Annotated in this window: 20 protein-coding genes; 8 read left to right on the top strand and 12 right to left on the bottom strand. The window is 39.7% G+C overall.

All coding sequences use genetic code 11. From position 1 onward, the window contains the following. Window positions 1-110: 110 nt before the first annotated feature. The 5 genes from lpdA to nadC all read right to left on the bottom strand — a co-directional run bounded on the left by lpdA (window position 111) and on the right by nadC (window position 8,866). The gene (gene lpdA, locus P3L40_RS07290; RefSeq protein ID WP_094961375.1) at window positions 111-1,538 is read right to left on the bottom strand and encodes a dihydrolipoyl dehydrogenase; all 1,428 of its coding nucleotides are present in this window, start codon (window positions 1,536-1,538) and stop codon (window positions 111-113) included. 204 nt (window positions 1,539-1,742) lie between these two features. Continuing rightward, a complete protein-coding gene (gene aceF, locus P3L40_RS07285) occupies window positions 1,743-3,602 on the bottom strand; it encodes a pyruvate dehydrogenase complex dihydrolipoyllysine-residue acetyltransferase (protein WP_004261981.1) in 1,860 nt (619 codons plus the stop codon). Between the two features lie 13 nt (window positions 3,603-3,615). Continuing rightward, on the bottom strand, window positions 3,616-6,282 hold the full coding sequence (gene aceE, locus P3L40_RS07280) for a pyruvate dehydrogenase (acetyl-transferring), homodimeric type (RefSeq protein WP_004261984.1): 2,667 nt from the start codon (window positions 6,280-6,282) through the stop codon (window positions 3,616-3,618). A gap of 171 nt (window positions 6,283-6,453) precedes the next feature. Beyond that, window positions 6,454-7,224 carry a pyruvate dehydrogenase complex transcriptional repressor PdhR gene (pdhR, locus tag P3L40_RS07275; RefSeq protein ID WP_004261987.1) on the bottom strand — a complete coding sequence of 257 codons (771 nt, stop codon included), beginning with the start codon at window positions 7,222-7,224 and terminating at the stop codon, window positions 6,454-6,456. Window positions 7,225-7,963: 739 nt separating this feature from the next. Further along, window positions 7,964-8,866, bottom strand: coding sequence for a carboxylating nicotinate-nucleotide diphosphorylase (nadC, locus tag P3L40_RS07270; protein ID WP_094961373.1), 903 nt, complete (start codon window positions 8,864-8,866; stop codon window positions 7,964-7,966). 105 nt (window positions 8,867-8,971) lie between these two features. Here nadC and ampD point away from each other — a divergent pair, with 105 nt between their 5' ends. From ampD to yacG, 7 genes are all read left to right on the top strand, one after another. Then, window positions 8,972-9,517, top strand: a complete 546-nt coding sequence (gene ampD / locus P3L40_RS07265; protein WP_036958527.1) for a 1,6-anhydro-N-acetylmuramyl-L-alanine amidase AmpD — start codon at window positions 8,972-8,974, stop codon at window positions 9,515-9,517. Window positions 9,518-9,783: 266 nt separating this feature from the next. Beyond that, window positions 9,784-10,209: a prepilin peptidase-dependent pilin gene (gene ppdD, locus P3L40_RS07260; protein ID WP_112307201.1), complete on the top strand. Its 426-nt coding sequence runs from the start codon at window positions 9,784-9,786 to the stop codon at window positions 10,207-10,209. 14 nt (window positions 10,210-10,223) lie between these two features. Next, the gene (locus P3L40_RS07255; RefSeq protein ID WP_004262001.1) at window positions 10,224-11,624 is read left to right on the top strand and encodes an ATPase, T2SS/T4P/T4SS family; all 1,401 of its coding nucleotides are present in this window, start codon (window positions 10,224-10,226) and stop codon (window positions 11,622-11,624) included. A gap of 1 nt (window position 11,625) precedes the next feature. Continuing rightward, window positions 11,626-12,813, top strand: coding sequence for a type II secretion system F family protein (locus P3L40_RS07250; protein ID WP_196731656.1), 1,188 nt, complete (start codon window positions 11,626-11,628; stop codon window positions 12,811-12,813). A gap of 150 nt (window positions 12,814-12,963) precedes the next feature. Continuing rightward, window positions 12,964-13,569, top strand: coding sequence for a dephospho-CoA kinase (coaE, locus tag P3L40_RS07245; protein WP_112307199.1), 606 nt, complete (start codon window positions 12,964-12,966; stop codon window positions 13,567-13,569). Between the two features lie 8 nt (window positions 13,570-13,577). Further along, window positions 13,578-14,336, top strand: coding sequence for a cell division protein ZapD (gene zapD / locus P3L40_RS07240; RefSeq protein WP_004262007.1), 759 nt, complete (start codon window positions 13,578-13,580; stop codon window positions 14,334-14,336). A 16-nt stretch (window positions 14,337-14,352) separates the two neighbouring features. Beyond that, window positions 14,353-14,550, top strand: a complete 198-nt coding sequence (gene yacG / locus P3L40_RS07235; RefSeq protein WP_004262008.1) for a DNA gyrase inhibitor YacG — start codon at window positions 14,353-14,355, stop codon at window positions 14,548-14,550. 69 nt (window positions 14,551-14,619) lie between these two features. Here yacG and mutT read toward each other — a convergent pair whose 3' ends face one another. The 3 genes from mutT to secM form a co-directional block, all read right to left on the bottom strand. Continuing rightward, window positions 14,620-15,033 (bottom strand): 8-oxo-dGTP diphosphatase MutT, encoded by a 414-nt coding sequence (gene mutT / locus P3L40_RS07230; RefSeq protein WP_004262011.1) that lies wholly within the window; start codon window positions 15,031-15,033, stop codon window positions 14,620-14,622. 61 nt (window positions 15,034-15,094) lie between these two features. After that, on the bottom strand, window positions 15,095-17,806 hold the full coding sequence (gene secA / locus P3L40_RS07225) for a preprotein translocase subunit SecA (protein WP_004262013.1): 2,712 nt from the start codon (window positions 17,804-17,806) through the stop codon (window positions 15,095-15,097). 96 nt (window positions 17,807-17,902) lie between these two features. Beyond that, the gene (gene secM, locus P3L40_RS07220) at window positions 17,903-18,433 is read right to left on the bottom strand and encodes a secA translation cis-regulator SecM (RefSeq protein ID WP_094961382.1); all 531 of its coding nucleotides are present in this window, start codon (window positions 18,431-18,433) and stop codon (window positions 17,903-17,905) included. A gap of 75 nt (window positions 18,434-18,508) precedes the next feature. Here secM and P3L40_RS07215 point away from each other — a divergent pair, with 75 nt between their 5' ends. Continuing rightward, entirely contained in the window at window positions 18,509-19,030 is a 522-nt protein-coding gene (locus P3L40_RS07215) for a DUF721 domain-containing protein (RefSeq protein WP_004262017.1), read from the top strand. 38 nt (window positions 19,031-19,068) lie between these two features. On the opposite strand, the gene lpxC is transcribed toward P3L40_RS07215, so the two are convergent. The 4 genes from lpxC to ftsQ form a co-directional block, all read right to left on the bottom strand. Then, window positions 19,069-19,986 (bottom strand): UDP-3-O-acyl-N-acetylglucosamine deacetylase, encoded by a 918-nt coding sequence (gene lpxC, locus P3L40_RS07210; protein WP_004262020.1) that lies wholly within the window; start codon window positions 19,984-19,986, stop codon window positions 19,069-19,071. Between the two features lie 99 nt (window positions 19,987-20,085). Beyond that, the gene (gene ftsZ / locus P3L40_RS07205; RefSeq protein ID WP_004262022.1) at window positions 20,086-21,243 is read right to left on the bottom strand and encodes a cell division protein FtsZ; all 1,158 of its coding nucleotides are present in this window, start codon (window positions 21,241-21,243) and stop codon (window positions 20,086-20,088) included. A 60-nt stretch (window positions 21,244-21,303) separates the two neighbouring features. Further along, the gene (ftsA, locus tag P3L40_RS07200) at window positions 21,304-22,560 is read right to left on the bottom strand and encodes a cell division protein FtsA (RefSeq protein WP_004262024.1); all 1,257 of its coding nucleotides are present in this window, start codon (window positions 22,558-22,560) and stop codon (window positions 21,304-21,306) included. Window positions 22,561-22,595: 35 nt separating this feature from the next. Then, window positions 22,596-23,405 carry a cell division protein FtsQ gene (gene ftsQ, locus P3L40_RS07195; RefSeq protein ID WP_004262025.1) on the bottom strand — a complete coding sequence of 270 codons (810 nt, stop codon included), beginning with the start codon at window positions 23,403-23,405 and terminating at the stop codon, window positions 22,596-22,598.

The following is a 23,405-nucleotide window of genomic DNA, read 5'->3' as shown; positions in this document are numbered from 1 at the left end:
TAATTGTTTATATTCACAAAAAAAGCCAATGAGTTTCCACATTGGCTTCAATTCGCTTTGGTGATAAACAGCATACTAGAGATACTGTTTATCTGTGCGATTAAAGAAAATTATTTTTTCTTTTTCGCTTTTGCGTTTGGTAAATCAGTAATGCTACCTTCATAAATTTCAGCAGCCATACCGATTGATTCATACAGTGTTGGGTGAGCATGGATAGTTAATGCTAAATCTTCAGCATCACAACCCATTTCAATTGCTAGGCCGATTTCGCCCAGTAATTCACCGCCGTTCACACCGACAACAGCCCCACCGATAACACGGTTAGATTGTTTGTCGAAAATCAGCTTAGTCATACCTTCGGCGCAATCAGATGCAATTGCACGGCCTGATGCTGCCCATGGGAAAGTCGCAACTTCGTAGCTGATATTTTGTTCTTTCGCTTCTTTCTCAGTTAAACCAACCCATGCAACTTCTGGCTCAGTATAAGCGATTGATGGGATCACTTTCGGGTCAAAGTAATGTTTCAGACCAGAGATAACTTCTGCGGCAACGTGCCCCTCGTGAACACCTTTGTGAGCTAACATTGGCTGGCCAACGATATCACCGATAGCGAAGATATGAGGAACGTTAGTGCGCATTTGCTTATCGACATGGATAAAGCCACGGTCATCAACTTCAACGCCAGCTTTGCCTGCATCCAAGTTTTTACCATTAGGAACACGGCCGATTGCCACTAATACAGCATCGTAACGTTGCGGCTCTGCGGAAGCTTTTTTGCCTTCCATAGAAACGTAGATACCGTCTTCTTTCGCTTCAACGGCTGTTACTTTAGTTTCTAACAGAAGATTGAATTTTTTACTGATTTGTTTGGTGAATACTTTAACCACATCTTTGTCAGCCGCTGGGATGACTTGGTCAAACATTTCAACCACATCGATTTGAGAACCCAGTGCATGATACACAGTTCCCATTTCTAAACCGATGATACCCCCACCCATAACCAGCAGACGCTCAGGAACTTCTTTCAGTTCTAATGCATCGGTTGAGTCCCAAATACGTGGGTCTTCATGTGGAATGAATGGTAATTGAATTGGACGGGAACCCGCAGCAATAATTGCGTTATCGAAATTGATAGTTGTGCTACCGTTTTCACCTTCAACAACCAGCGTGTTGGCACCTGTGAATTTACCGAAGCCGTTAACTACGTTAACTTTACGGCCTTTAGCCATACCAGCCAGACCACCCGTCAGCTGATTAATCACTTTTTCTTTCCATAAGCGAACTTTGGAAATGTCAGTTTTTGGCTCACCAAAAACGATACCGTGTTCTGCTAAAGCTTTTGCTTCTTCGATCACTTTTGCAACATGGAGTAAAGCTTTAGAAGGAATACAACCAACGTTTAAACAAACACCACCAAGGGTTGAATAACGTTCTACTAAAACAGTTTCTAAACCTAAGTCAGCGCAACGGAAAGCCGCAGAATAGCCTGCAGGGCCTGCACCAAGCACAACGACTTGGGCTTTAATTTCAGTACTCATCATGACCTCTTTTTGTTTTGTCCAGCGGTACTGCTGAATAAACGATCTTCCACTGGAAAAGTACACACCGAGAGCAGTTTACAGAATTGTTAACACCCTGAAAAGGCTCATTTCGTGATGTAACTCCCAACCTTTCGTAGCAGCAGCAAAAAATTCTGCCTCAGCCTAAATAAAACAGACCGGCCTATTCGCCGGTCTTATTATTTACATCACTAAACGGCGAATATCGCTCATTAATTGCCCTACTAGGGTGATGAAGCGAGCTCCATCAGCACCATCGATTACACGATGGTCAAAGGACAGTGACATTGGCAGGATTAGGCGAGGAACAAATTCGCTACCATTCCAAACAGGTTTCATTGAAGAACGTGACAGTCCCATAATTGCAACTTCTGGTGCATTCACGATAGGTGCAAAACCGGTAGTTCCGATACCACCAAGGCTTGAAATCGTGAAGCAACCACCTTGCATATCAGACGCAGTCAGTTTACCTGCACGCGCTTTCTTAGAAACTTCCATCAGTTCGCGAGATAGCTCTAAAATGCCTTTTTTGTTAACGTCTTTGAAGACAGGAACAACTAAGCCATTTGGCGTATCTACGGCAATACCGATGTTAATATATTTTTTCAGGAACAGACGCTGTGCATCTTCAGAAATGGAGCTATTAAAGCGTGGCATTTCTTCCAGAGCACGAGCAACAGCTTTCATGACAAAAACTAATGGTGTGATTTTCACATCCAGTTTTTTCTTCTCAGCTTCTTTGTTTTGTTGCTTACGGAATTCTTCAACTTCAGTGGTATCCACTTCTTCCATCAGCGTAACGTGCGGGATCATTACCCAGTTACGGCTCAGGTTAGCACCAGAGATTTTTTGGATACGACCCAGTTCAACTTCTTCAACTTCACCGAATTTACTGTAATCCACTTTCGGCCATGGCAGCATACCTGGTAAACCACCACCCGCAGCTGCAGGAGCTTCCGCACGTTTTACGGCATCCTTCACGTAAGCTTGAACGTCTTCACGCAGGATACGGCCCTTACGACCTGTACCTTTAACTTTCGCTAAGTTAACACCAAATTCACGCGCTAAGCGGCGAATAACCGGTGTTGCATGGATATATGCGTCGTTTTCAACAAATTCAGTTTTGCTGTCAGTTGCTTTCGCTGGCGCTGCTTGTGCAGGAGCTGCCGCTGGAGCCGGAGCAGACGGTTGAGCTGCTGGAGCCGCTGCAGGCGCTGCACCTGCCACTTCAAAAGTCATGATCAGCGAGCCAGTTTTCACTTTATCGCCAGTCGCAATCTTGATTTCTTTAACTGTTCCAGCAAATGGCGCAGGAACTTCCATTGACGCTTTGTCACCTTCAACGGTAATGATTGATTGCTCAGCAGAAACGGTATCACCCACTTTTACCATGACTTCAGTGACTTCAACTTCATCACCACCGATATCTGGAACGTTAACATCTTTAATTGCTGATGCTGCTGGAGCCGCTGGTGCAGCAGCTTGTGCAGCTGGTGCCGCCGCAGGTGCTGCGCCTGCAACTTCAAAGACCATAATCAATGAGCCGGTTTTAACTTTATCACCAGTTGCAATTTTGATTTCTTTAACCGTTCCAGCAAATGGTGCAGGAACTTCCATTGAAGCTTTGTCACCTTCAACAGTAATTAAAGATTGCTCAGCTTCTACTTTGTCACCGACTTTAACCATAATTTCAGTAACTTCAACTTCATCGCCACCGATATCTGGAACAGCAACATCTTTAGATGCAGCTGCGCTTGGCGCTGCCGCTGGAGCCGTAGGGGCTTCTGCAGGAGCAGGCGCTGCTGCACCCGCCTCCGCTTCGAATACCATGATTAATTTGCCTGTTGTCACTTTATCGCCAACAGCAATTTTAATTTCTTTTACCACCCCCGCTTGTGGAGATGGGACTTCCATAGAAGCTTTATCACCTTCAACGGTAATAAGCGATTGCTCAGCTTCTACTTTGTCGCCAACTTTAACCATCACTTCGGTGACTTCAACTTCATCAGCACCGATATCAGGCACTTGGATTTCAATAGACATTGATTTTTACCTCTTATGCCAAACGTGGGTTAACTTTATCTGGGTTGATGTTGTATTTTTTAATCGCTTCTTCAACGACTTTTACATCAATCTCACCACGTTTAGCTAATTCACCTAACGCTGCAACGATCACATAGGATGTATCCACTTCAAAGTGGTGACGCAGGTTTTCACGACTGTCTGAACGACCGAAACCATCTGTACCCAGAACACGGTAATCACTTGCAGGAACATAAGTACGAACTTGTTCTGCAAACAGTTTCATATAGTCAGTTGATGCAACTGCTGGTGCATCATTCATAACTTGAGCAATGTATGGAACGCGTGGTGCTTCAGATGGGTGCAACATGTTCCAACGCTCACAATCTTGGCCATCACGTGCCAGTTCAGTGAATGAAGTCACGCTATAGACATCAGAACCAATTCCATATTCAGCAGACAAGATGTCAGCGGCTTCACGCACGTGGCGCATCATTGAACCTGAACCTAACAGCTGAACTTTACCTTTGCTACCTTCAACAGAAGCCAGTTTATAGATACCTTTACGGATACCTTCTTCTACGCCTTCTGGCATTGCTGGCATGTGGTAGTTTTCGTTCAGCGTCGTGATGTAGTAGTAAACGTTTTCTTGTTTCTCACCATACATACGCTCTAAGCCGTCTTGCATGATCACCGCAACTTCGTAAGCGAAAGCTGGGTCATAAGAAATACAGTTAGGGATAGTCAGTGATTGAATATGGCTATGGCCATCTTCATGCTGTAGACCTTCACCATTCAGAGTTGTACGACCCGAAGTACCACCGATTAAGAAACCGCGTGCTTGTTGGTCACCCGCTGCCCACATCAAGTCACCAATACGTTGGAAACCAAACATTGAGTAGTAGATATAGAATGGGATCATCGGCAAGTTGTTAGTGCTGTATGATGTCGCAGCCGCTAACCAAGAAGAACCCGCACCCAGCTCATTGATACCTTCTTGCAGAATTTGACCTTTAGAGTCTTCTTTATAGTAAGCAACTTGCTCACGGTCTTGCGGAGTATATTGCTGACCTTTAGGGCTATAGATACCGATTTGACGGAATAGACCTTCCATACCAAATGTACGTGCTTCATCAGCGATGATTGGTACTAAACGCTCTTTGATCGATTTGTTTTTCAACATAACGTTCAACGCACGAACGAACGCGATAGTTGTTGAAATTTCTTTAGATTGCTCTTCCAATAATTGGCTGAAATCTGCCAGTGCAGGGATATCCAATTTTTCATCAAAGGTTGAACGACGAGCTGGCAAATAGCCACCTAACGCTTGACGGCGCTCATGCAGATATTTGTACTCTTCGGAATCTTTTTCAAACGTAATGTATGGCAGTTTTTCAATTTGCTCATCAGCAACGGGTACATTGAATTGATCACGGAAATGACGAACGCCATCCATGTTCATTTTCTTCACTTGGTGAGCAATGTTTTTACCTTCTGCAGTTTCGCCCATACCATAACCTTTGATGGTTTGCGCTAAAATAACAGTTGGTTTGCCTTTAGTTTCTTGTGCTTTTTTGAATGCAGCATACACTTTCTTCGGATCGTGACCACCACGGTTCAGTGCCCAAATTTCATCATCAGTCATATCTTTAACTAATGCTGCAGTTTCTGGGTAACGATTAAAGAAGTGCTCACGAACGTATGCACCGTCACGTGATTTAAAGGTTTGGTAGTCGCCGTCTAAGGTTTCGTTCATTAGTTGAACAAGTTTACCGCTTGTATCTTTACGCAGTAATTCATCCCAACGGTCGCCCCACATAACTTTGATAACTTGCCAGCCAGCACCATTAAAGATACCTTCTAGTTCATTAACAATTTTACCATTACCTGTAACTGGTCCATCTAAACGTTGCAGGTTACAGTTGATAACAAATACTAAGTTATCTAATTTATCGCGAGTTGCGATAGTAATTGCACCTTTAGACTCTGGCTCATCCATCTCACCATCACCAAGGAATGCATATACGCGCTGAGCTGATGTATCTTTCAGTCCGCGGTTATCAAGGTATTTCAGGAATTTCGCTTGATAAATAGCATTAATTGGCCCCAGACCCATTGATACCGTAGGGAACTGCCAGAAATCAGGCATTAATTTAGGGTGTGGATAAGAAGACAGACCATTTCCACCAATTTCTTGACGGAAGTTGTTCATTTGCTCTTCAGTTAAGCGGCCTTCCAAGAACGCACGTGCGTAAATACCTGGAGAGATGTGGCCTTGGAAGAAGACTAAATCCCCGCCGTCATTGTTATTATGCGCACGGAAGAAGTGGTTAAAGCACACTTCATATAAAGTTGCTGATGACTGGAAAGAAGCCATATGGCCACCCAGTTCTAAGTCTTTTTTGGAAGCGCGTAAAACAGTCATCACTGCGTTCCAACGAATTGCAGAGCGAATACGGCGCTCTAAATCCATGTTACCAGGGTATGCCGGCTCATCTTCAACAGCAATTGTGTTGATGTAATCAGAATGACCAGATGCACCAGCGGCAATATTAACACCGCCTTTACGCGCTTCGCTTAATACCTGTTCGATAATAAACTGAGCACGATCAACACCTTCTTCACGGATGACCGATTCAATCGCCTGTAGCCAGTCGCGAGTTTCAATCGGATCCACGTCATTTTTTAACATATCTGACATGGTGTATTCCTTATCTGTTATCTATTTTATATGTTTATGTGGAGCCTATCTTCCTGCTATTTTCCCAGTCGCTATAAAACAGCGGGAAGATAGGCCCTGATGTAGTTGCCGCTTTAACTCTCAATTAGAGTATTCACAATAATATAGACGCAGCAGTCAGGATCTATATTATCAATTCAAATCAGGATGTTGCTGTAACCGACGTAAAGAACGTTCTCTGCGAGTTTGCTCTCGGCTAATATCCAACAGTAAATCTTCGATAAAGGCTAAATGGCGATGAGAAGCTTCACGTGCTTTTTCTGGTTCTCTTGCCATTATAGCGGCAAAAATTTGTGCTCGATGTTCACTAACTGCTTTATACATTTCTTTACGGGTATATAAGAACTCAAAGTTCTGACGAATATTTTGTTCTAACATCGGGATCATACAACGCAATAGATGTAGCAAAACGACGTTATGAGCAGCTTCAGTGACAATTAATTGATATTGTAATACTGCATCTGACTCTGCTTCTAATCCGCCATTTTCTTGCGCTGTCTTAATTAATTCATAGCTTTGTCGAATCCGTTCGAGATCTTCATCTGTACCACGGAGTGCCGCGTAATACGCAGCAATACCTTCAAGGGCATGACGAGTTTCAAGAAGATCGAATTGAGATTCTGGATTGCCTTCAAGTAGCTGAGCTAAAGGGTCACTAAAGCTTTGCCACATTTTCTTTTGCACGAATGTTCCACCACCTTGGCGGCGAGATAAAAGGCCTTTCGCCTCTAATGTTTGAATTGCTTCACGCACTGATGGTCGAGATACGTCAAACTGTTTTGCAAGTTCGCGCTCAGGAGGCAGCTTTTCGCCAGGGCGTAATGTCCCTTCGAAAATAAGATGTTCGAGACGCTGCTCTATTACATCTGATAACTTTGGTTGGCGAATTTTACCGTAAGTCATAATCTGCCATATTCATGAGTGAGTAATTATTGATTACGTATTACCCAGTGTTAATTGGTAATACCAATTTATTTATGGGTTAATAAAGTAACAAAGTATTCACTATCTGTCCATAAAGACCTTGCGCTAAATCATAAAATCCTGCAAATCTTAACAATTTTTTTTAAAATTTAGCATGAATTGATAACTTAACATGCAATTTGACATGACATATTTTAACATTAAAAACGATTTTTTATGCTAAAATGCAAAAACTGAACCGTTAAAGCAACCAATATAATGAATTTAAATTTAAAATAAGTGCATTTAAAATCAAATTAACTCATTAATTGCAGTCTTTACTCGTTTGGAATACAACAACGTTAATGAAATGTTAAAATTGCAAGTGATTTTAAATTTAACTCAAATTTTATTGATTAAATTACACTCAAGCCTATCTATTATTTTAGAATAAAATTGATGTCGAAAATAAAATAGCACTGTAATGTTTCAATTTATAGGTGGCACGGAAAATGCGATAAGGTTTCGAGATTCGATTAGCTAGGAGCTACAAAATATTTCGTTGTAACCCATTAAATAGTTAAATCAATGCCAAAATACAATTTGGTAACGAGTGAGTCAGATGTTAGTCACCTATTTAACGCATTAACGTAAATAGGTGACTAATGTATAGGTCTCATCAATAACACTAAGATTAATGAGCCCAGTTAAGGCACCCTGAGTGTATTAACCGGATCACTTACCTATTCTTATCAATAAAACGCATAGACAAATCCATGGCTTTAATATGTTTGGTTAGCGCCCCAACAGAAATAAAATCAACCCCTGTTTCTGCGAACTCTTTTATCGTTTCTAATGTGACATCGCCAGAAACTTCAAGTGCCGCTTTTCCTGCCGTTAACACTACCGCTTCTTTCATCATAACTGGAGTAAAATTATCCAACATAATGATATCAGCATTCGCTTTTAAAGCTCGTAATAGCTCATCTAAGCTTTCTACTTCAATTTCAATTGGGACATCCGGATGGGCGCTACGCGCTAATTCAACAGCTCGCTCGACTGAACCTGCGGATATAATATGGTTTTCTTTTATTAAGTAAGCATCAGATAAACCTAGACGATGATTAAACCCTCCCCCCATCAATACCGCATATTTTAAAGCGGTTCTTAAACCAGGGATAGTTTTACGGGTATCAAGTAACTTCGCTCTTGTACCTGTGATTTGTTTTACATATTCGGCAGTTATACTTGAAACAGAAGAAAGCGTTTGAATGAAATTCAAAGAGGTGCGTTCACCTGTTAATAAAATTTGTGATGGGCCATGCATCTCACAGAGAACTTGGTTAGGGGTAACGGTTTCACCATCTTGAACTTTCCAATCAATGTTGACTTGCCCACCAAGTTGAAGAAAAACTTCATCTAACCATTGTTTCCCACAGAAAACGCCATGTTCACGAGTAATAATTCGAGCACTCGCTTGTGTACCTACATTTAACAGCTGACCAGTAATATCTTTTTTATAATCAACAGATTGACCTAAATCTTCTTTCAAAGCAACACTGACCATAAAAGGAATGTCAACCTGTAACCGCTCAAGAAGCATTTTACGTCTTTGTTGTTCATCATATCGCCGTATAGTCATTTTAACTCCAAAATATGCACTCGCTTTGTTTCATCTATGCTAATCTTTTCGTTCGCAGATAACGAGTGTTAACAAAAAAGAAAAGAGAATACTATGGATAACGATATGAAAATACACAATGGTTGGCTAAATAATGTGACTCATATCCCTTCTCCACATCATGATGAGCGCCCCTCTAATACCATACCTTCTCTTCTAGTTATTCATAATATCAGCCTTCCTCCAGGACAATTTGGTGGCCCTTATATAAACCAATTATTTACAGGGACTTTAAACCCTGATGAACACCCATTTTTTAATGAAATCAGACATCTTCGAGTTTCAGCTCATTGCCTAATACGCCGTGATGGTGCAATCATTCAATATGTCCCCTTTCATTTACGGGCTTGGCACGCTGGGCAGTCTTCCTACCAAGGCCAAGAAAAATGCAACGACTTTTCTATTGGTATTGAGCTAGAAGGCACTGATTTTGAACCATTTACAGAAGAACAATATCAATCCCTTACTTATTTAACTAATTTACTTATACTTGAATACCCACTAATTAAAAATAATATTACTGGTCATAGTAATATAGCTCCTGGTCGTAAAACGGATCCTGGCCCATTTTTTGATTGGGGATATTATAAGAATAAATTAAACAATTATTAACTTTATAATTATTAGCGGATAATATCTTTATTCAATTTACCCGCTAATAAAAAATATATAAACTTATCTTCTCTTAATTTATAACTGAACTCCAGCCTCTATTTTTCTTTATTATTTTTTTTGCGAAGCTGCTCGAAGAAAAATGAAACCCCACGTACATTTCAATAAAAAATCACAAATCGTTTCGCACTACCTTTTTTAAACTCTAATTTTAACTTAAAAATACAATTATGATGAAACCTCACTTAACAACGGAGGTTTTATTTATGAATCAACAAGGATTTTCACTCATTGAAATTATGGTAGTAATTGCAATTATATCAATTCTAAGTGCTATTGCTATCCCTGGCTATCAAAGCTATATGCAAAAAGCAGCAATTACTGATGTACTCCAGACTGTTATCCCATATAAAAACAGTGTTGAAATATGTAGCTTTAATCGAGGGAGTTTATCACAATGTAATGGAGGCAATGATGATATCCCTACCAATATAACTGGAAAATACATTAGTAAAATAGAAGTCAAATCTGGGGTTATTACATTTTCTACTGACAAATCATTATCAGGCTTAAAAGTCACATTAACACCAACCCTTCCTAGCATAGGCACCCCCTTTAATTGGACAGTTGTTTGCGAAAACAAAGATAATGCCAAATTGAAGTCATTATGTAATAAAACCTTTGTGTTTTAACTGGAAGTATTTATATGAACATGACTAAAAACGAGCAGTTTATTTATAAAGAACTTAAGAGTATATGTGATAGAAATTACATTATAATCATCGATTATAATCAAAAACGGTTATCTATAGCTGTTGTTAAAAAACCAGATGACAACTTGATCGCCACATTAAAATTTATTGCTAGTGTCCCTGTATGCTATGATATTTGGCCAAAAGAAAAAATAGACCATTATTTTAATAATACAATACATGAAATAAAGGAGGAAGAAAGTAGTTATCAATCTCCAGAACCCGAACTATTACGCACTTCATCTCCTGCGATTAGTTTTGTTGAGGAGCTATTAAAAACAGCGGTTCATAAACGCTCATCAGATATACACCTTGAGCCGACTAAGCAAGGGTTAAAAATTCGATTACGTGTCGATGGAAAGTTATATTTTATTCCTTCTCCACCTTACGAAATTAATAGTGAAATTATTGCTCGTATAAAAATATTGGCAAAAATGAATATCGCGGAGAAAAGACTTCCACAAGATGGCCAAATGAGTTGGTACTTTGATGGACAAAACTATAGCATCCGTCTTTCGAGTATTCCGACAATTCATGGGGAAAAATTGGTCTTACGTATTTTAAATACACAATTAAAATATTCTTTAGAGCACATAGGGATGTGCTCTTCCCTTCTAGAGTTATTAAAAGAGTATTTAAATCGTCCACAAGGATTAATTTTAGTCACAGGGCCGACAGGAAGCGGTAAAACAGTAACTCTTTATAGCTACTTAGAATATTTAAATCAATCCTCAAGAAATATAACAACCATTGAAGACCCAATTGAAATTCCATTACAAGGAATCAACCAAACTCAAGTCAATGAAAAATATAAACTTAATTTTTCTTCTATTTTAAGGGCGCTACTGCGGCAAGACCCTGATGTCATTATGATCGGTGAGATTCGTGATGAAGAAACAGCTAAGATCGCGACTCGAGCAGCGCAAACTGGCCATCTAGTTTTGTCGACATTGCATACCAATTGTACATTCAGTGCAATAGAGAGAATGAACCAATTAGGAGTAGAAAATAGTCAACTTAAATCATGTTTGAAAATGGTTATTGCACAAAGATTAGTAAGAAAACTTTGCCCTCACTGCAAAGAAAAAACACCTAAGAAAACTAAATTACACAATAACTGTGTAATTAATGAATGGTCCTCAAAGGGGTGTGAGCTATGTTTTTCTGGTTTTATGGGAAGAACCGCAGTTTATGAATATATAGATCAAAGCAATATTAGCGAAATACTGACAAAAAATACATTAGAAAATCAAAGTAATTTTGTTAACCTTTTTAATGCAGGAATAGAGCTCGTTGAAATGAGTGAGACAACTCTCCAAGAAATCTATTCTATCATCGGAAATGGAGTAAATTAACATGTTTATTTATTCATATATCGCCATTGATTTTAACAATCAACTAACATACAGCACATTAATAGCAAAAAGCAAAAAACATGCATTCATCAACATATCTGAAAGAAATTTAATTCCTGTACAAATAAAGTTAAAAACATTATTTTCATTGGACAAAAAGAATATTAATTATCGAATTCATTTCTTCCACCAGTTATCTTTATTATCATCATCAGGTATTAATCTCGTACAATGCTTAAAAATATTACATACCAACTGCCAACTTCCTTTTTGGATTGATATTATTGAAAACTCGATAGTTCATATAGAAAAAGGAGAGAAGTTTTCACAGTATTTGAAGAAGCACCCAACAATATTTAATGATACTATAATAAGCATTATTACCATTGCCGAGAAAACAGGGCAATACGAACAAAGTTTTAGTACAATCAATTCAATATTGGAACATAATAATAAAGTGTCTTTACTCATCAGTAAATCGATACGATACCCAATAATTCTTTCTTCATTTTCAATAATGTTATTAATCATTATGATGGTCTATGTAGTTCCTCAATTTGAAAACATCTATCAAAATACCAGACACGAATTACCACTCGTTACAAAAATCATAACCTTTATTTCAAGCTTTCTAAGAGAGTACTTAGTTTACTTATTTTATTTTCTTTTACTTTCTCTCCCTCTCGTATTTAAATTCAAAGAAAAAACATTATCTTTATTAAAAAACACAATAATTCACCTACCGATATTCAGAAAATCATTACAACTCCATAACTTAAGCTTGTATTTTTTAACGATGCACTCAACAATTAACGTAGGGTTATCATTATCCGAATGTTTAAAATGCACAATTCAAACTATCAATAACCATCAATATAAAAAAGACTGTGAACACGTGCATATATCGGTACATAAAGGAGAGTTACTGTCCCATGCTATGAAGAAAACCAAGTTCTTTCCTGATTTATCTGTACAGCTAATGTCTATTGCAGAAGAATCTGGAAAAATACACTACTTTTCAAAGTATTTATTCAAATATTATTCAGAGCAATATATTTTTATTACTGAAAAAAATCTAAAAAATATTGAACCTATTTTACTCCTTTTAATTGCCATCCTAGTAGGTATGATCATGTTAGCAATGTATCTACCGATATTTAATTTAGGTAATGTTATAACTGAACTATAAATAATGTCATGTGGATATGAATATTACATTTTATCCTAACAACTTTATATAATATTTTTTTAAACTATTCACAGTATATTACTTTGGATGAAGACAAATGATTTATTTCAGTGTAATCTATTTTTTTTCAACGAGTAAATGAATAATCATATGCCTTATATAGTTGCTTTAACAGGTGGTATTGGAAGTGGTAAAACAACAGTTGCAAACGAGTTTGCTAGACTTGGAGTCCCCCTAGTTGATGCCGATGTGATTGCACGACAGGTTGTTGAGCCTAACAGCCCAGCCCTTGAAAGCATTAGATATCACTTCGGTGAAGATATTATTCTTCCCAACGGGTGCCTAGATAGGCAACGCTTACGAGACATTATTTTTTCTAAGCCCGATGAAAAAAAGTGGCTGAATGCTCTACTTCATCCATTGATTCAACAAGAAACGCAAAAACAATTTCAACAAATAGATTACCCTTATGTATTATGGGTAGTCCCTTTATTAATTGAAAATAATATTCATCATTTGGCTGATAGGGTATTAGTTGTTGATGTTACTGTCGAAGAACAAATTCAACGAACCCTAAAAAGAGATAAGACCAGTTTAGAACAAGTAACTAATATACTTAATGCACAAGTTAGTCGTGAAAAACGACTTAATCATGCCAACGATATAATAACAAACCATACTCATGGCACGGATCTCTCTGACAAGGTAGCAATTCTTCATAACCAGTACTTAACACTAGCAAGAATAAAAAAATAGGAATTAAAATGGGCGAATTAATTACAACAAATTTAATTACTTATGAATACCCAATGAATGAAAAAATTCGTTCGTGGTTGCGCCTTGAAACACTTTTATCTCAAATTTATGAGTTAAGTAATATTACCTCCTACTCTACTGGTATTGCTTTTTTTCGCTCAGTTTCAGAATTAATTGAAATCCTAGATAGAGGAGAGGTTCGTTCTGAGCTTATAAAAGAACTAGAAAAACAACGAACTCGGCTATCTAATTGGGCAGAAGCTCCTAACGCTGATAACCAATTAATATCTACATTACTAAAACAATTATCAGAAACAACATCCAATTTAATGTCCGCAGCACGCTTTGGCCACCATCTACGTACAGATAAAATTATTAGTATGGTACGCCAACGTTTGAGTATTCCTGGTGGCTGTTGTAGTTTCGACCTACCGACTTTACAACTTTGGTTAAATATTCCACAAACTGAACGAGACAAGGTCATTAGTGGCTGGTTGCAAAGCCTCGACCCACTCAATGATGCATTGCAAGCTGTTCTAACACTAATTCGGCAAAATGGAATCTTTGAACAAAAAGAGTCTCATAATGGTTTTTATCAAGACAACGTAGAAGGTAAAGAACTGCTACGCATCAAGTTAACTGCAGAACACTTGGTATACCCACAAATCTCTGGCCACAAAACACGATTCGCACTACGTTTTCTACATATCGACAGTGAGAATGGTATACTCCCCGATATTATTAATTTTGAGTTATCCTGTTGCTAGCTAGAGAAATATTTTTATGAGTGAAATCATTGAAGTTAATTGCCCTACATGTAAAAAAATAGTTGTTTGGAATGAAAATAGCCCGTTCCGGCCATTTTGTAGTAAGCGTTGTCAACTTATTGACCTTGGTGAATGGGCTAGTGAAGAAAAACGAATTGCGAGTCAAGGGGATATTTCTGACAGCGATGACTGGAGTGAACAACCAGATAAATAATGTATAAGTCGTGACATCGTAAATTAAGTGGAAAATATATTATTGTGTATTTTCCACTTAATATCATTATCAGCTATTATGTTGATCACTTCTCTGTGTTAATAAATCAACAATGATACGGTTTGCTGGGGGAAATTCTTCAGCTTTAAGCTCATGCTGAGAAACCCAACGCGAATCCTGCCCTTCTCTACCATACGGTTCATTTTCCCATGAAGATACCATAAAAAAATAGAGTGTAATGAAACGGTCATCAAACTCATGGTCAACCCGATGAAATAACTCGTTCTTAGTCACTACAATTCCAACTTCTTCTTCAAGTTCGCGAATTAAAGCGGCTTCAGGTGATTCATTAACTTCAAGTTTCCCACCGGGAAATTCCCAAAAACCAGCCATATGCGTGCCTTCTGGTCGTTTAGTAATAAAAATTTTTTGCTCGGGGTTACGAATAATCCCAGCCGCGATATGCAAATGTTTTTTTTCCATAATTTTTTCGTCAAAAAGGCGGGTTACCCCGCCTTTTTTATATTAATGAGTTAATAGTAAATTAATTTAAACGGCCATGGCATTGCTTGTATTTTTTACCCGAACCACAAGGACAAGGGTCATTACGGCCAATTTTGTGACCTTGGGTTGCAATTTTAGCTTCGGTTTCAGTCATTAAAGATTCAGCGCCCGCTTCATGGCTTAATTGTTGCCTCTTCGCTAAACGCTCAGCTTCTTCACGACGCTGTTGTTCTAATGCTTCAACCTCTTCAGGTAAACGAACTTGTACCTTAGATAAAGTACTAATCACTTCATATTTCAATGCTTCAAGCATGTTAGCAAACATACTGAAAGATTCACGTTTGTATTCTTGCTTAGGATCTTTTTGCGCATAACCACGCAAATGAATACCTTGGCGTAAGTAATCCATTGACGCTAAGTGCTCTTTCCATAACGTGTCTAATGTTTGCAACATGACACCTTTTTCGAAATTACGCATCGCTTCCGCGCCAACAATTTCTTCTTTACGATCATAAACTTCAATCGCTTTTGCCATAATACGTTCACGTAATGTTTCTTCGTGTAACTCTGGCTCTTTATCTAACCACTCTTTGATTGGTAAATCGAGGTCAAAATCATTGACTAAACGCTGATGTAGTCCTTCGATATCCCACATTTCTTCAAGTGATTGAGGTGGAATATAGGCATCCATCGTTGTGGTTAATACATCTTCACGAATGCTATCAACCGTTTCTTTAATATCACCGCCATCCAGTAGTTCATTACGCTGAGTATAAATCGCACGACGTTGGTCACTTGCAACATCATCATATTCAAGTAATTGTTTACGGATATCAAAGTTACGGCTTTCAACTTTACGTTGCGCATTAGCAATAGCCTTGGTCACCCATGGGTGTTCAATCGCTTCACCCGGCTTCATACCTAACTTTTTCATCATGCCAGTAACGCGGTCTGAAGCAAAAATACGCATCAGCGCATCTTCCATTGATAAGTAAAAACGAGATGAACCCGCATCCCCTTGACGACCGGCACGACCACGTAACTGGTTATCGATACGACGTGACTCATGACGTTCTGTACCAATAATATGTAAACCACCTGCTGCTAAAACAGCGTCATGGCGAACTTTCCAGTTTGCTTTGATTTCATCAATTTGCTCTTGAGTTGGCTCTTCTAATGCAGCAACCTCAGTTTGCCAGCTACCACCTAGCATGATGTCAGTACCACGACCGGCCATATTAGTTGCGATCGTTACAGCTCCAGCTTGACCCGCATTCGCAATGATGTCAGCTTCCATTGCATGGAATTTTGCATTCAAAACATTATGAGCAATTTTAGCTTTTTTCAACGCATTCGAAATCAATTCGGATTTTTCGATTGAAATTGTACCAACAAGAACGGGTTGCCCATTGGCAGTTCTTTCACGAATATCTTCAATAATTGCTGCAAACTTATCAGCTTCGTTCATATAAACGAGGTCAGGTAAATCTTTACGCACCATTGGGCGGTTAGTTGGGATAACAATTGTATCGAGTTTATAAATTGAGCTAAACTCAAAAGCTTCGGTATCCGCAGTACCTGTCATACCTGCAAGCTTTTCATATAAACGGAAATAGTTCTGGAAAGTAATTGAAGCCAAGGTTTGGTTTTCGTTTTGAATTTCAACGCCTTCTTTCGCTTCTACTGCTTGGTGTAAGCCGTCAGACCAACGACGCCCTTCCATTGTACGGCCGGTGTGTTCATCAACAATAACAATTTGACCGTCTTTTACAATATAATCAACGTCTAAGGTAAATAGCGCATGAGCACGTAAGCCCGCCATCACATGGTGCATTAACATGATGTTAGAAGGTGAATATAAAGACTCTCCTTCATCCATTAAACCTTCTTTTGCTAGAAGCTCTTCGATTAACACCAGTCCACGTTCAGTTATAGTCACTTGACGCGATTTTTCATCGACAGAAAAATGGCCTTCCCCTTGGAAAGTATCTGAATCTTCTTTCTCTTGACGTTGAAGATATGGAATAAGTTTATCAACTTTTTGGTACAGTTCAGAACTGTCTTCTGCAGGACCTGAAATAATCAGTGGTGTACGCGCTTCATCGATAAGAATGGAGTCAACCTCATCCACCAAAGCATAATGCAATTTACGCTGAACACGCTCTTCAGGGCTAAACGCCATGTTGTCACGTAGGTAGTCGAAACCAAATTCATTATTAGTACCGTAAGTAATATCTGCCGCATATGCTTCACGTTTTGCAGGCGGAGCCATACCTGGCAGGTTGATACCCACAGTTAAGCCTAAGAATTCAAATAATGGGCGGTTATTTTCAGCATCACGTTTGGCTAAGTAATCATTCACCGTAACTACGTGAACCCCTTTGCCACTTAATGCGTTGATATAAGCTGGTAGTGTTGCCGTTAATGTTTTACCTTCCCCCGTACGCATTTCTGCGATACAGCGTTCATTCAGTACCATTCCACCGATAAGCTGTACATCAAAGTGACGCATACCAAATACACGTTTACTTGCTTCGCGAACAGTTGCAAATGCCTCAGGGATGATGCTTTCTAAACTTTCACCTTTCGTTAAACGCTCACGAAATTCCACCGTTTTTGCTTTTAACTCATCATCAGATAACTTTTCGAAATCGGGTTCAAGACGGTTAATTTTTTCAACTTCTTTACGTAAGCGGCGCAACGTACGGTCATTACGGCTACCAAAAACTTTGGTCAAAATCTTTGTTAACATATTTTAATCTCTAATAATCAATTAATTACTTTAAATTTTTATAAATTTTATGGCGTAAAACAGCACAGCGATGAGCTGTTTTACCATGAATGAAGATTAAACTGTTAACGGGCCGGCACGAATGCCGTGTACTTGAGCAATCCAAATTGCAGGTTGATAGGCAATAATATGGGGATAGTTATAATGACTAAATTGAATAACACTTTCATCCCACTGAAGTGAACGCTGTGCTAACATGGCATACAGCGTGTCTAACATCAATTGTGGGGCAATAAGCTGTTCAGTCTCTTCTGTTGCAGCGTTTACATCATCGTCTTCTGTCGCCGAAAAAGCAAAAGTTAGCTGCCGAATAACGTTTCTTACCGCATGTTGCTGCCAGTAATTTACTGAATAAGATGACGATGATGACGAAGAGCGTTGGGAATTCTGTTGAGCAAATAAATTGTCAAAAGCATTCACAGCTTGGCTTTGGCGATTAACTGGAGAAGAGTTAACCTGTGTATGTTGAGAATCTGATAACGCATTTAAAATTGTAGGCAAGCCGACACCTGTGGCAACCACACCTAATAGCAGGTGGGACCAAAAGTATTTTCTACCAAGTTGTCGCCAAAAATTTAAAATGCCCATCAAACTCTTATATAATGAATAAGTGACAAAATTATTATTTGCAATTCGTTGTTTCATTCTCAGCTGGAGCTAAAAATGAGAGATAGTCATCCACAAGCACTTTTTGATGTTCTTGAAGGCTCATTGGCAACATCATCAAACACTTTACAAACTATTCAGCGTAATGCAAAAGCGATTATCAAACTGAATCGTGCTGTAAAAGGATTACTGCCGGCTGAAATCAAACCCATGTGCCGTGTTGCAAACTATCGTAATAATGTTATGGTCATTGAAGTGGCAAACGCCAGTTGGATGACCCGACTTAATTACGAAAAAATCAATCTTCTTTCTGCATTAAGAACGTCCATTCTACCATCTTTATCCTCTATCGACATCAGAATCAATCCCGATCTTATGCGAAAATCGAGACAAAATAGTTCACTAACTAAGCAAACAGTCTCAATAAGTCAAAAAATGAACGAACGTCAGATAAGTCCACAAACTGCACAAGCGCTTTTGAAATTAGCCGAAAATAGCCCGAAAGGATTAAAAGAAAGGTTTGAGCGGCTGGCTGCGCTAGCCGGAGAGAGTACTAGCGCAACCAACAGAAAAGGCTAAATTCGATCAGTTCTCGAAGATAGCTGCATAATCAAATTTTATGCAAACACCGTTGAAGGTGCTTTGAATGCGACAGGCAATTGAGCTTCGTCTTCAAATGTGACGAGATCCCAAGCTGATTCTTTCGCTAAAACTGCTTGTAATAGCTTGTTATTCAATGCATGGCCTGATTTAAACGCCGTGAATGCGCCAATAATATTGTGCCCACACATGAATAAATCACCAATTGCATCCAACATTTTGTGACGAACGAATTCATCTTCAAAACGTAAGCCATCTTCGTTAAGAACTTTATAGTCATCAACAACGATGGCGCAGTCGAAACTACCGCCTAAGCATAAGCCTTTTGATTGCAGATATTCAATATCACGCATAAAGCCAAAAGTACGCGCACGGCTTATTTGATTTACAAATGATTCCGCTGAGAAATCAAGTGAGTAGCGTTGTGTGCTACTATCAATCGCTGGATGCTGAAAATCGATTGTGAAATCAAGGCTAAACCCATTATAAGGTCGCATTTCAGCCCATTTATCACCATCTTCAACACGTACTGTTTCTTTTATACGTAAAAATTTCTTTGCACAATTTAATTCTTCAATACCGCCATCAAGCAGTAAGAATACAAATGGTGCGGCACTGCCATCCATAATAGGGATTTCAGGCGCATTGACTTCAATAACAATGTTATCGATACCTAACCCTGCTAAGGCAGCATTCAAATGCTCAACAGTCGAAATACGCACATTATCTTCATTGACTAAGCAAGTACATAACATGGTGTCACGAACTGATTTCGCATCTGCCGGAAAATCAACCGGTGGATTAAGGTCAGTACGACGGTAGATGACCCCGGTATTGGCCGGCGCTGGACGTAATGTAAGCGTAACTTTCTTGCCGGTATGTAAACCAACACCAGTCGCTGTAATAATACGTTTTAGTGTCCGTTGTTTGATCATCGTATTTTTCTCGCAATGTTATAAGTCCTACTGATCATCATACAAGATAATCAGTAGGAAATTTTAGCACAAAAAGCGGAGAAACCAATATAAATAAAATTAATCGGCCTGTTTACGCAAGAACGCAGGAATATCAAGATAATCTGGTTCTTTATTTGTTTGCGTATTTTGGTCATTGACCGCTTTAGCCGCTGGTTTCTCTTCTGTTAATGAAGACATGCTATTTTGCATTTGCTGATAGCGCTGTTCCATTGACGCCTGCTGAGACATTTTATTGCTAACTAAAGTAATTTCTGGACGTTTGTCCATACCAATACCTGTAGCAACAACTGTAACACGCAGTTCTTCGTGCATTTCTGGGTCAAGAGATGTACCGATTACCACAGTTGCATTATCAGATGCGAAAGCACGAATAGTGTTACCCACCGTTTCAAACTCATCTAAACGCAGGTCGAAACCAGCCGTGATGTTAACTAATACACCACGTGCACCAGACAGGTCGATATCTTCAAGAAGTGGACTAGAAATAGCCATTTCTGCCGCTTCTTCTGCTCTATCTTCACCACGAGCAACACCTGACCCCATCATTGCGTAGCCCATTTCTGACATCACAGTACGTACGTCAGCAAAGTCTACGTTCATTAAACCTGGGCGTGTAATCAGTTCAGCGATACCTTGTACTGCACCTTTTAGTACGTCATTTGCCGCACCAAAAGCATCCAGTAATGAGATACCACGACCAAGTACTTTTAATAATTTATCATTTGGGATAGTGATCAGTGAGTCAACATGTTTTGACAACTCAGTGATACCTGCCTCTGCAAATGCCATGCGCTTTTTACCTTCGAAATTGAAAGGTTTAGTCACGACAGCAACTGTCAGAATACCCAATTCTTTGGCAACCTCGGCAACGACCGGAGCTGCACCAGTCCCTGTACCGCCACCCATACCTGCTGCGATAAAGACCATATCCGCGCCATCTAAAGCATTACGCAGCGCCTCACGATCTTCTTCAGCGGCATTACGGCCAACTTCAGGGTTTGCACCTGCACCCAGACCTTTGGTAATACCGGTACCGATCTGGATAGTTTGTCCAACTGCGGTTTTACGCAGCGCTTGTGCATCTGTATTGACAGCGAAGAATTCAACGCCTTCAATACGTTCACGCACCATGTGTTCAACGGCGTTACCGCCGCCGCCGCCAACGCCGATGACTTTAATCACCGCATCGTTGGTTAGCTCCATTGGTTCAAACATAATGTCTCTCCGTTTTGTGCTTACTACTTTTGAAGCTAATAATATGCTTCTTTATCAAAATTAAAATTCTTTTCTCAGCCAACTGGTGATTTTACTAAACCATCCACTAACTGATGCACGTTTTTCTACTTCGGTATCATCGCCTAAATGGCTTTCTTTACCGTAATGCAGAAGCCCTACTGCTGTTGAATAATATGGCTCCTGCGCATAATCCGTTAACCCTGTGATGTTGAGCGGTGTACCAATTCGCACTTGCGTATGGAACACTTTTTGCGCACATTCGACTAAACCATCAATTTGTGCGGCCCCACCAGTCAACACGATACCAGCTGCCAAATGGTGTTTGACACCTTGTTGGCGTAACTGTTCCTGTAAATTTAAAATTTCTTCATTTACTAAGTTTAACAGCTCAGTATACCTTGGCTCTATCACTTCTGCTAAGGTTTGACGCTGTAAGCTTCTTGGTGGTCGCCCACCAACACTTGGCACTTCCACGGTCTCGTCTTTACTCACGATAGAACCGACTGCACACCCATGACGCACTTTAATGGCTTCTGCATCACTAGGTGGTGTTCCAAATGCATAAGCGATGTCGCTTGTCACCACATTGCCTGCATACGGGATGACTTTTGTATGGCGCAAAGCCCCGCCAGTGTAAACCGCCATATCCATAGTGCCGCCACCGATATCAACGACACATACACCTAATTCACGCTCATCTTCCGTTAAAACACTATAACTTGCAGCGAGACCAGCAAAAATAAGCTGATCAACTTTTAACCCACAGCGTTCAACGGCTTTAACAATATTTTTTGCCATATCGTTATGGCAGGTGATCAAATGAACTTTGGCTTGCATACGTACACCTGATAAACCAACCGGATTTTTAATCCCTTCTTGGTAATCTATTGCAAATTCTTGCGGTATCACGTGCAAAATTCTGTGCTCATCGCGAACACGTACCGATTTTGCTGTATGCACAACACTGTCAACATCTTCTTGCGTCACTTCTTCTTCTGAAACTGGCACCATACCAATCTCATTTTGGCAACTGACGTGCTTACCCGATAGCGCAAGGTAAACCGATGAAATTTGGCAGTCAGCCATGAGTTCTGCCTGATCAATGGCTCTTTGTACACATTTTACCACTGATTCAAGATCGTTTACGCCACCTTTGTCCATTCCACGAGATGGACAACTTCCCACCCCAATAATATTAACCATACCATCGGGCAGAATTTCGCCAACAAGGGCTGATACCTTGGAAGTTCCAATTTCAAGGCCTACCACTAATTTTCTGTCCGTTGCTTTAATCATTTTTTCTGCCTAATTTTTGTTATTAGTCATCGTCTTTATTGTAACTCCGGTGGAGCATCAACCAACAGTGGCGCCCAGCCCACCGCAGCACCACTGGAATAACGTAAGTCAACATAGTCAACGCGTTTATCCGTTGTTTGCTGCAAAAGCGGATACAGTTCAAGGAACCTATTTAACCGCTCTGACACATCTTTCTTACCCAGTTCGATTCTAACATCGTTGTCTAAAATAATTTGCCATGCATTTCTGGCTGTCATCGATAGCGATTTTAGCTTTAGATTATGTGCAGCTAATGTGTTCTTAAAGACTGTGAACTCTTTAAGAACCTCTTTTTGGCTACCTTGTGGCCCATAAAGCAACACATAATCGCCTTTACCATTTTCACTAACCGGTAAGTTAAATACCCGACCTTGTTCATCCACCATGTTTTGGTCGTTCCACCTAGCGAATGGGCGGTATTCAACAATATGAATTTTCAATTCATCTGGCCATTGTTTACGCACAGTCACTTGGCGTACCCATGGCATCATGCTTATTTGCTTCTGGATAGCGTTGACATCGACGGTCATAAACGTCCCCGGCTGCCCTAGCGCTAAAATAGCCTTTCTAACATCATCATTTTTGGTGTAATGGCGCTCACCCGTTAACACTAACTTGGACATCGGCAGCCGATCCGCATCTTTCATCCAAGTCATTACCATCCAACCACTCCAGATGATAGTGCCAACCACAAATAGGAAGAAAAATAACCCACCTAAAAATGCACCATTACTAGGTCCTCCAGAACGAGGATCCTCATCGTTCTTCTGATTATGATGCCTAACATTTAGTGCTGCTTGTGACAT

This window comes from Providencia sp. PROV040 (assembly GCF_032706145.1).
Lineage (GTDB): Bacteria > Pseudomonadota > Gammaproteobacteria > Enterobacterales > Enterobacteriaceae > Providencia > Providencia hangzhouensis.
This window is presented reverse-complemented; position numbering and strand designations above follow the sequence as displayed.

What these genes read in the sequence shown, in the direction of transcription:
- secA (WP_004262013.1), bottom strand. Translation starts at nt 17,806, where the DNA reads ATGTTAACAAAGATTTTGACCAAAGTTTTTGGTAGCCGTAATGACCGT.
- ftsZ (WP_004262022.1), bottom strand. Translation starts at nt 21,243, where the DNA reads ATGTTTGAACCAATGGAGCTAACCAACGATGCGGTGATTAAAGTCATC.
- lpdA (WP_094961375.1), bottom strand. Translation starts at nt 1,538, where the DNA reads ATGAGTACTGAAATTAAAGCCCAAGTCGTTGTGCTTGGTGCAGGCCCT.
- ppdD (WP_112307201.1), top strand. Translation starts at nt 9,784, where the DNA reads ATGAATCAACAAGGATTTTCACTCATTGAAATTATGGTAGTAATTGCA.
- ampD (WP_036958527.1), top strand. Translation starts at nt 8,972, where the DNA reads ATGAAAATACACAATGGTTGGCTAAATAATGTGACTCATATCCCTTCT.
- ftsQ (WP_004262025.1), bottom strand. Translation starts at nt 23,405, where the DNA reads ATGTCACAAGCAGCACTAAATGTTAGGCATCATAATCAGAAGAACGAT.
- P3L40_RS07255 (WP_004262001.1), top strand. Translation starts at nt 10,224, where the DNA reads ATGAACATGACTAAAAACGAGCAGTTTATTTATAAAGAACTTAAGAGT.
- zapD (WP_004262007.1), top strand. Translation starts at nt 13,578, where the DNA reads ATGGGCGAATTAATTACAACAAATTTAATTACTTATGAATACCCAATG.
- yacG (WP_004262008.1), top strand. Translation starts at nt 14,353, where the DNA reads ATGAGTGAAATCATTGAAGTTAATTGCCCTACATGTAAAAAAATAGTT.
- aceE (WP_004261984.1), bottom strand. Translation starts at nt 6,282, where the DNA reads ATGTCAGATATGTTAAAAAATGACGTGGATCCGATTGAAACTCGCGAC.
- nadC (WP_094961373.1), bottom strand. Translation starts at nt 8,866, where the DNA reads ATGACTATACGGCGATATGATGAACAACAAAGACGTAAAATGCTTCTT.
- coaE (WP_112307199.1), top strand. Translation starts at nt 12,964, where the DNA reads ATGCCTTATATAGTTGCTTTAACAGGTGGTATTGGAAGTGGTAAAACA.
- P3L40_RS07215 (WP_004262017.1), top strand. Translation starts at nt 18,509, where the DNA reads ATGAGAGATAGTCATCCACAAGCACTTTTTGATGTTCTTGAAGGCTCA.
- aceF (WP_004261981.1), bottom strand. Translation starts at nt 3,602, where the DNA reads ATGTCTATTGAAATCCAAGTGCCTGATATCGGTGCTGATGAAGTTGAA.
- lpxC (WP_004262020.1), bottom strand. Translation starts at nt 19,986, where the DNA reads ATGATCAAACAACGGACACTAAAACGTATTATTACAGCGACTGGTGTT.
- mutT (WP_004262011.1), bottom strand. Translation starts at nt 15,033, where the DNA reads ATGGAAAAAAAACATTTGCATATCGCGGCTGGGATTATTCGTAACCCC.
- secM (WP_094961382.1), bottom strand. Translation starts at nt 18,433, where the DNA reads ATGGGCATTTTAAATTTTTGGCGACAACTTGGTAGAAAATACTTTTGG.
- P3L40_RS07250 (WP_196731656.1), top strand. Translation starts at nt 11,626, where the DNA reads ATGTTTATTTATTCATATATCGCCATTGATTTTAACAATCAACTAACA.
- pdhR (WP_004261987.1), bottom strand. Translation starts at nt 7,224, where the DNA reads ATGACTTACGGTAAAATTCGCCAACCAAAGTTATCAGATGTAATAGAG.
- ftsA (WP_004262024.1), bottom strand. Translation starts at nt 22,560, where the DNA reads ATGATTAAAGCAACGGACAGAAAATTAGTGGTAGGCCTTGAAATTGGA.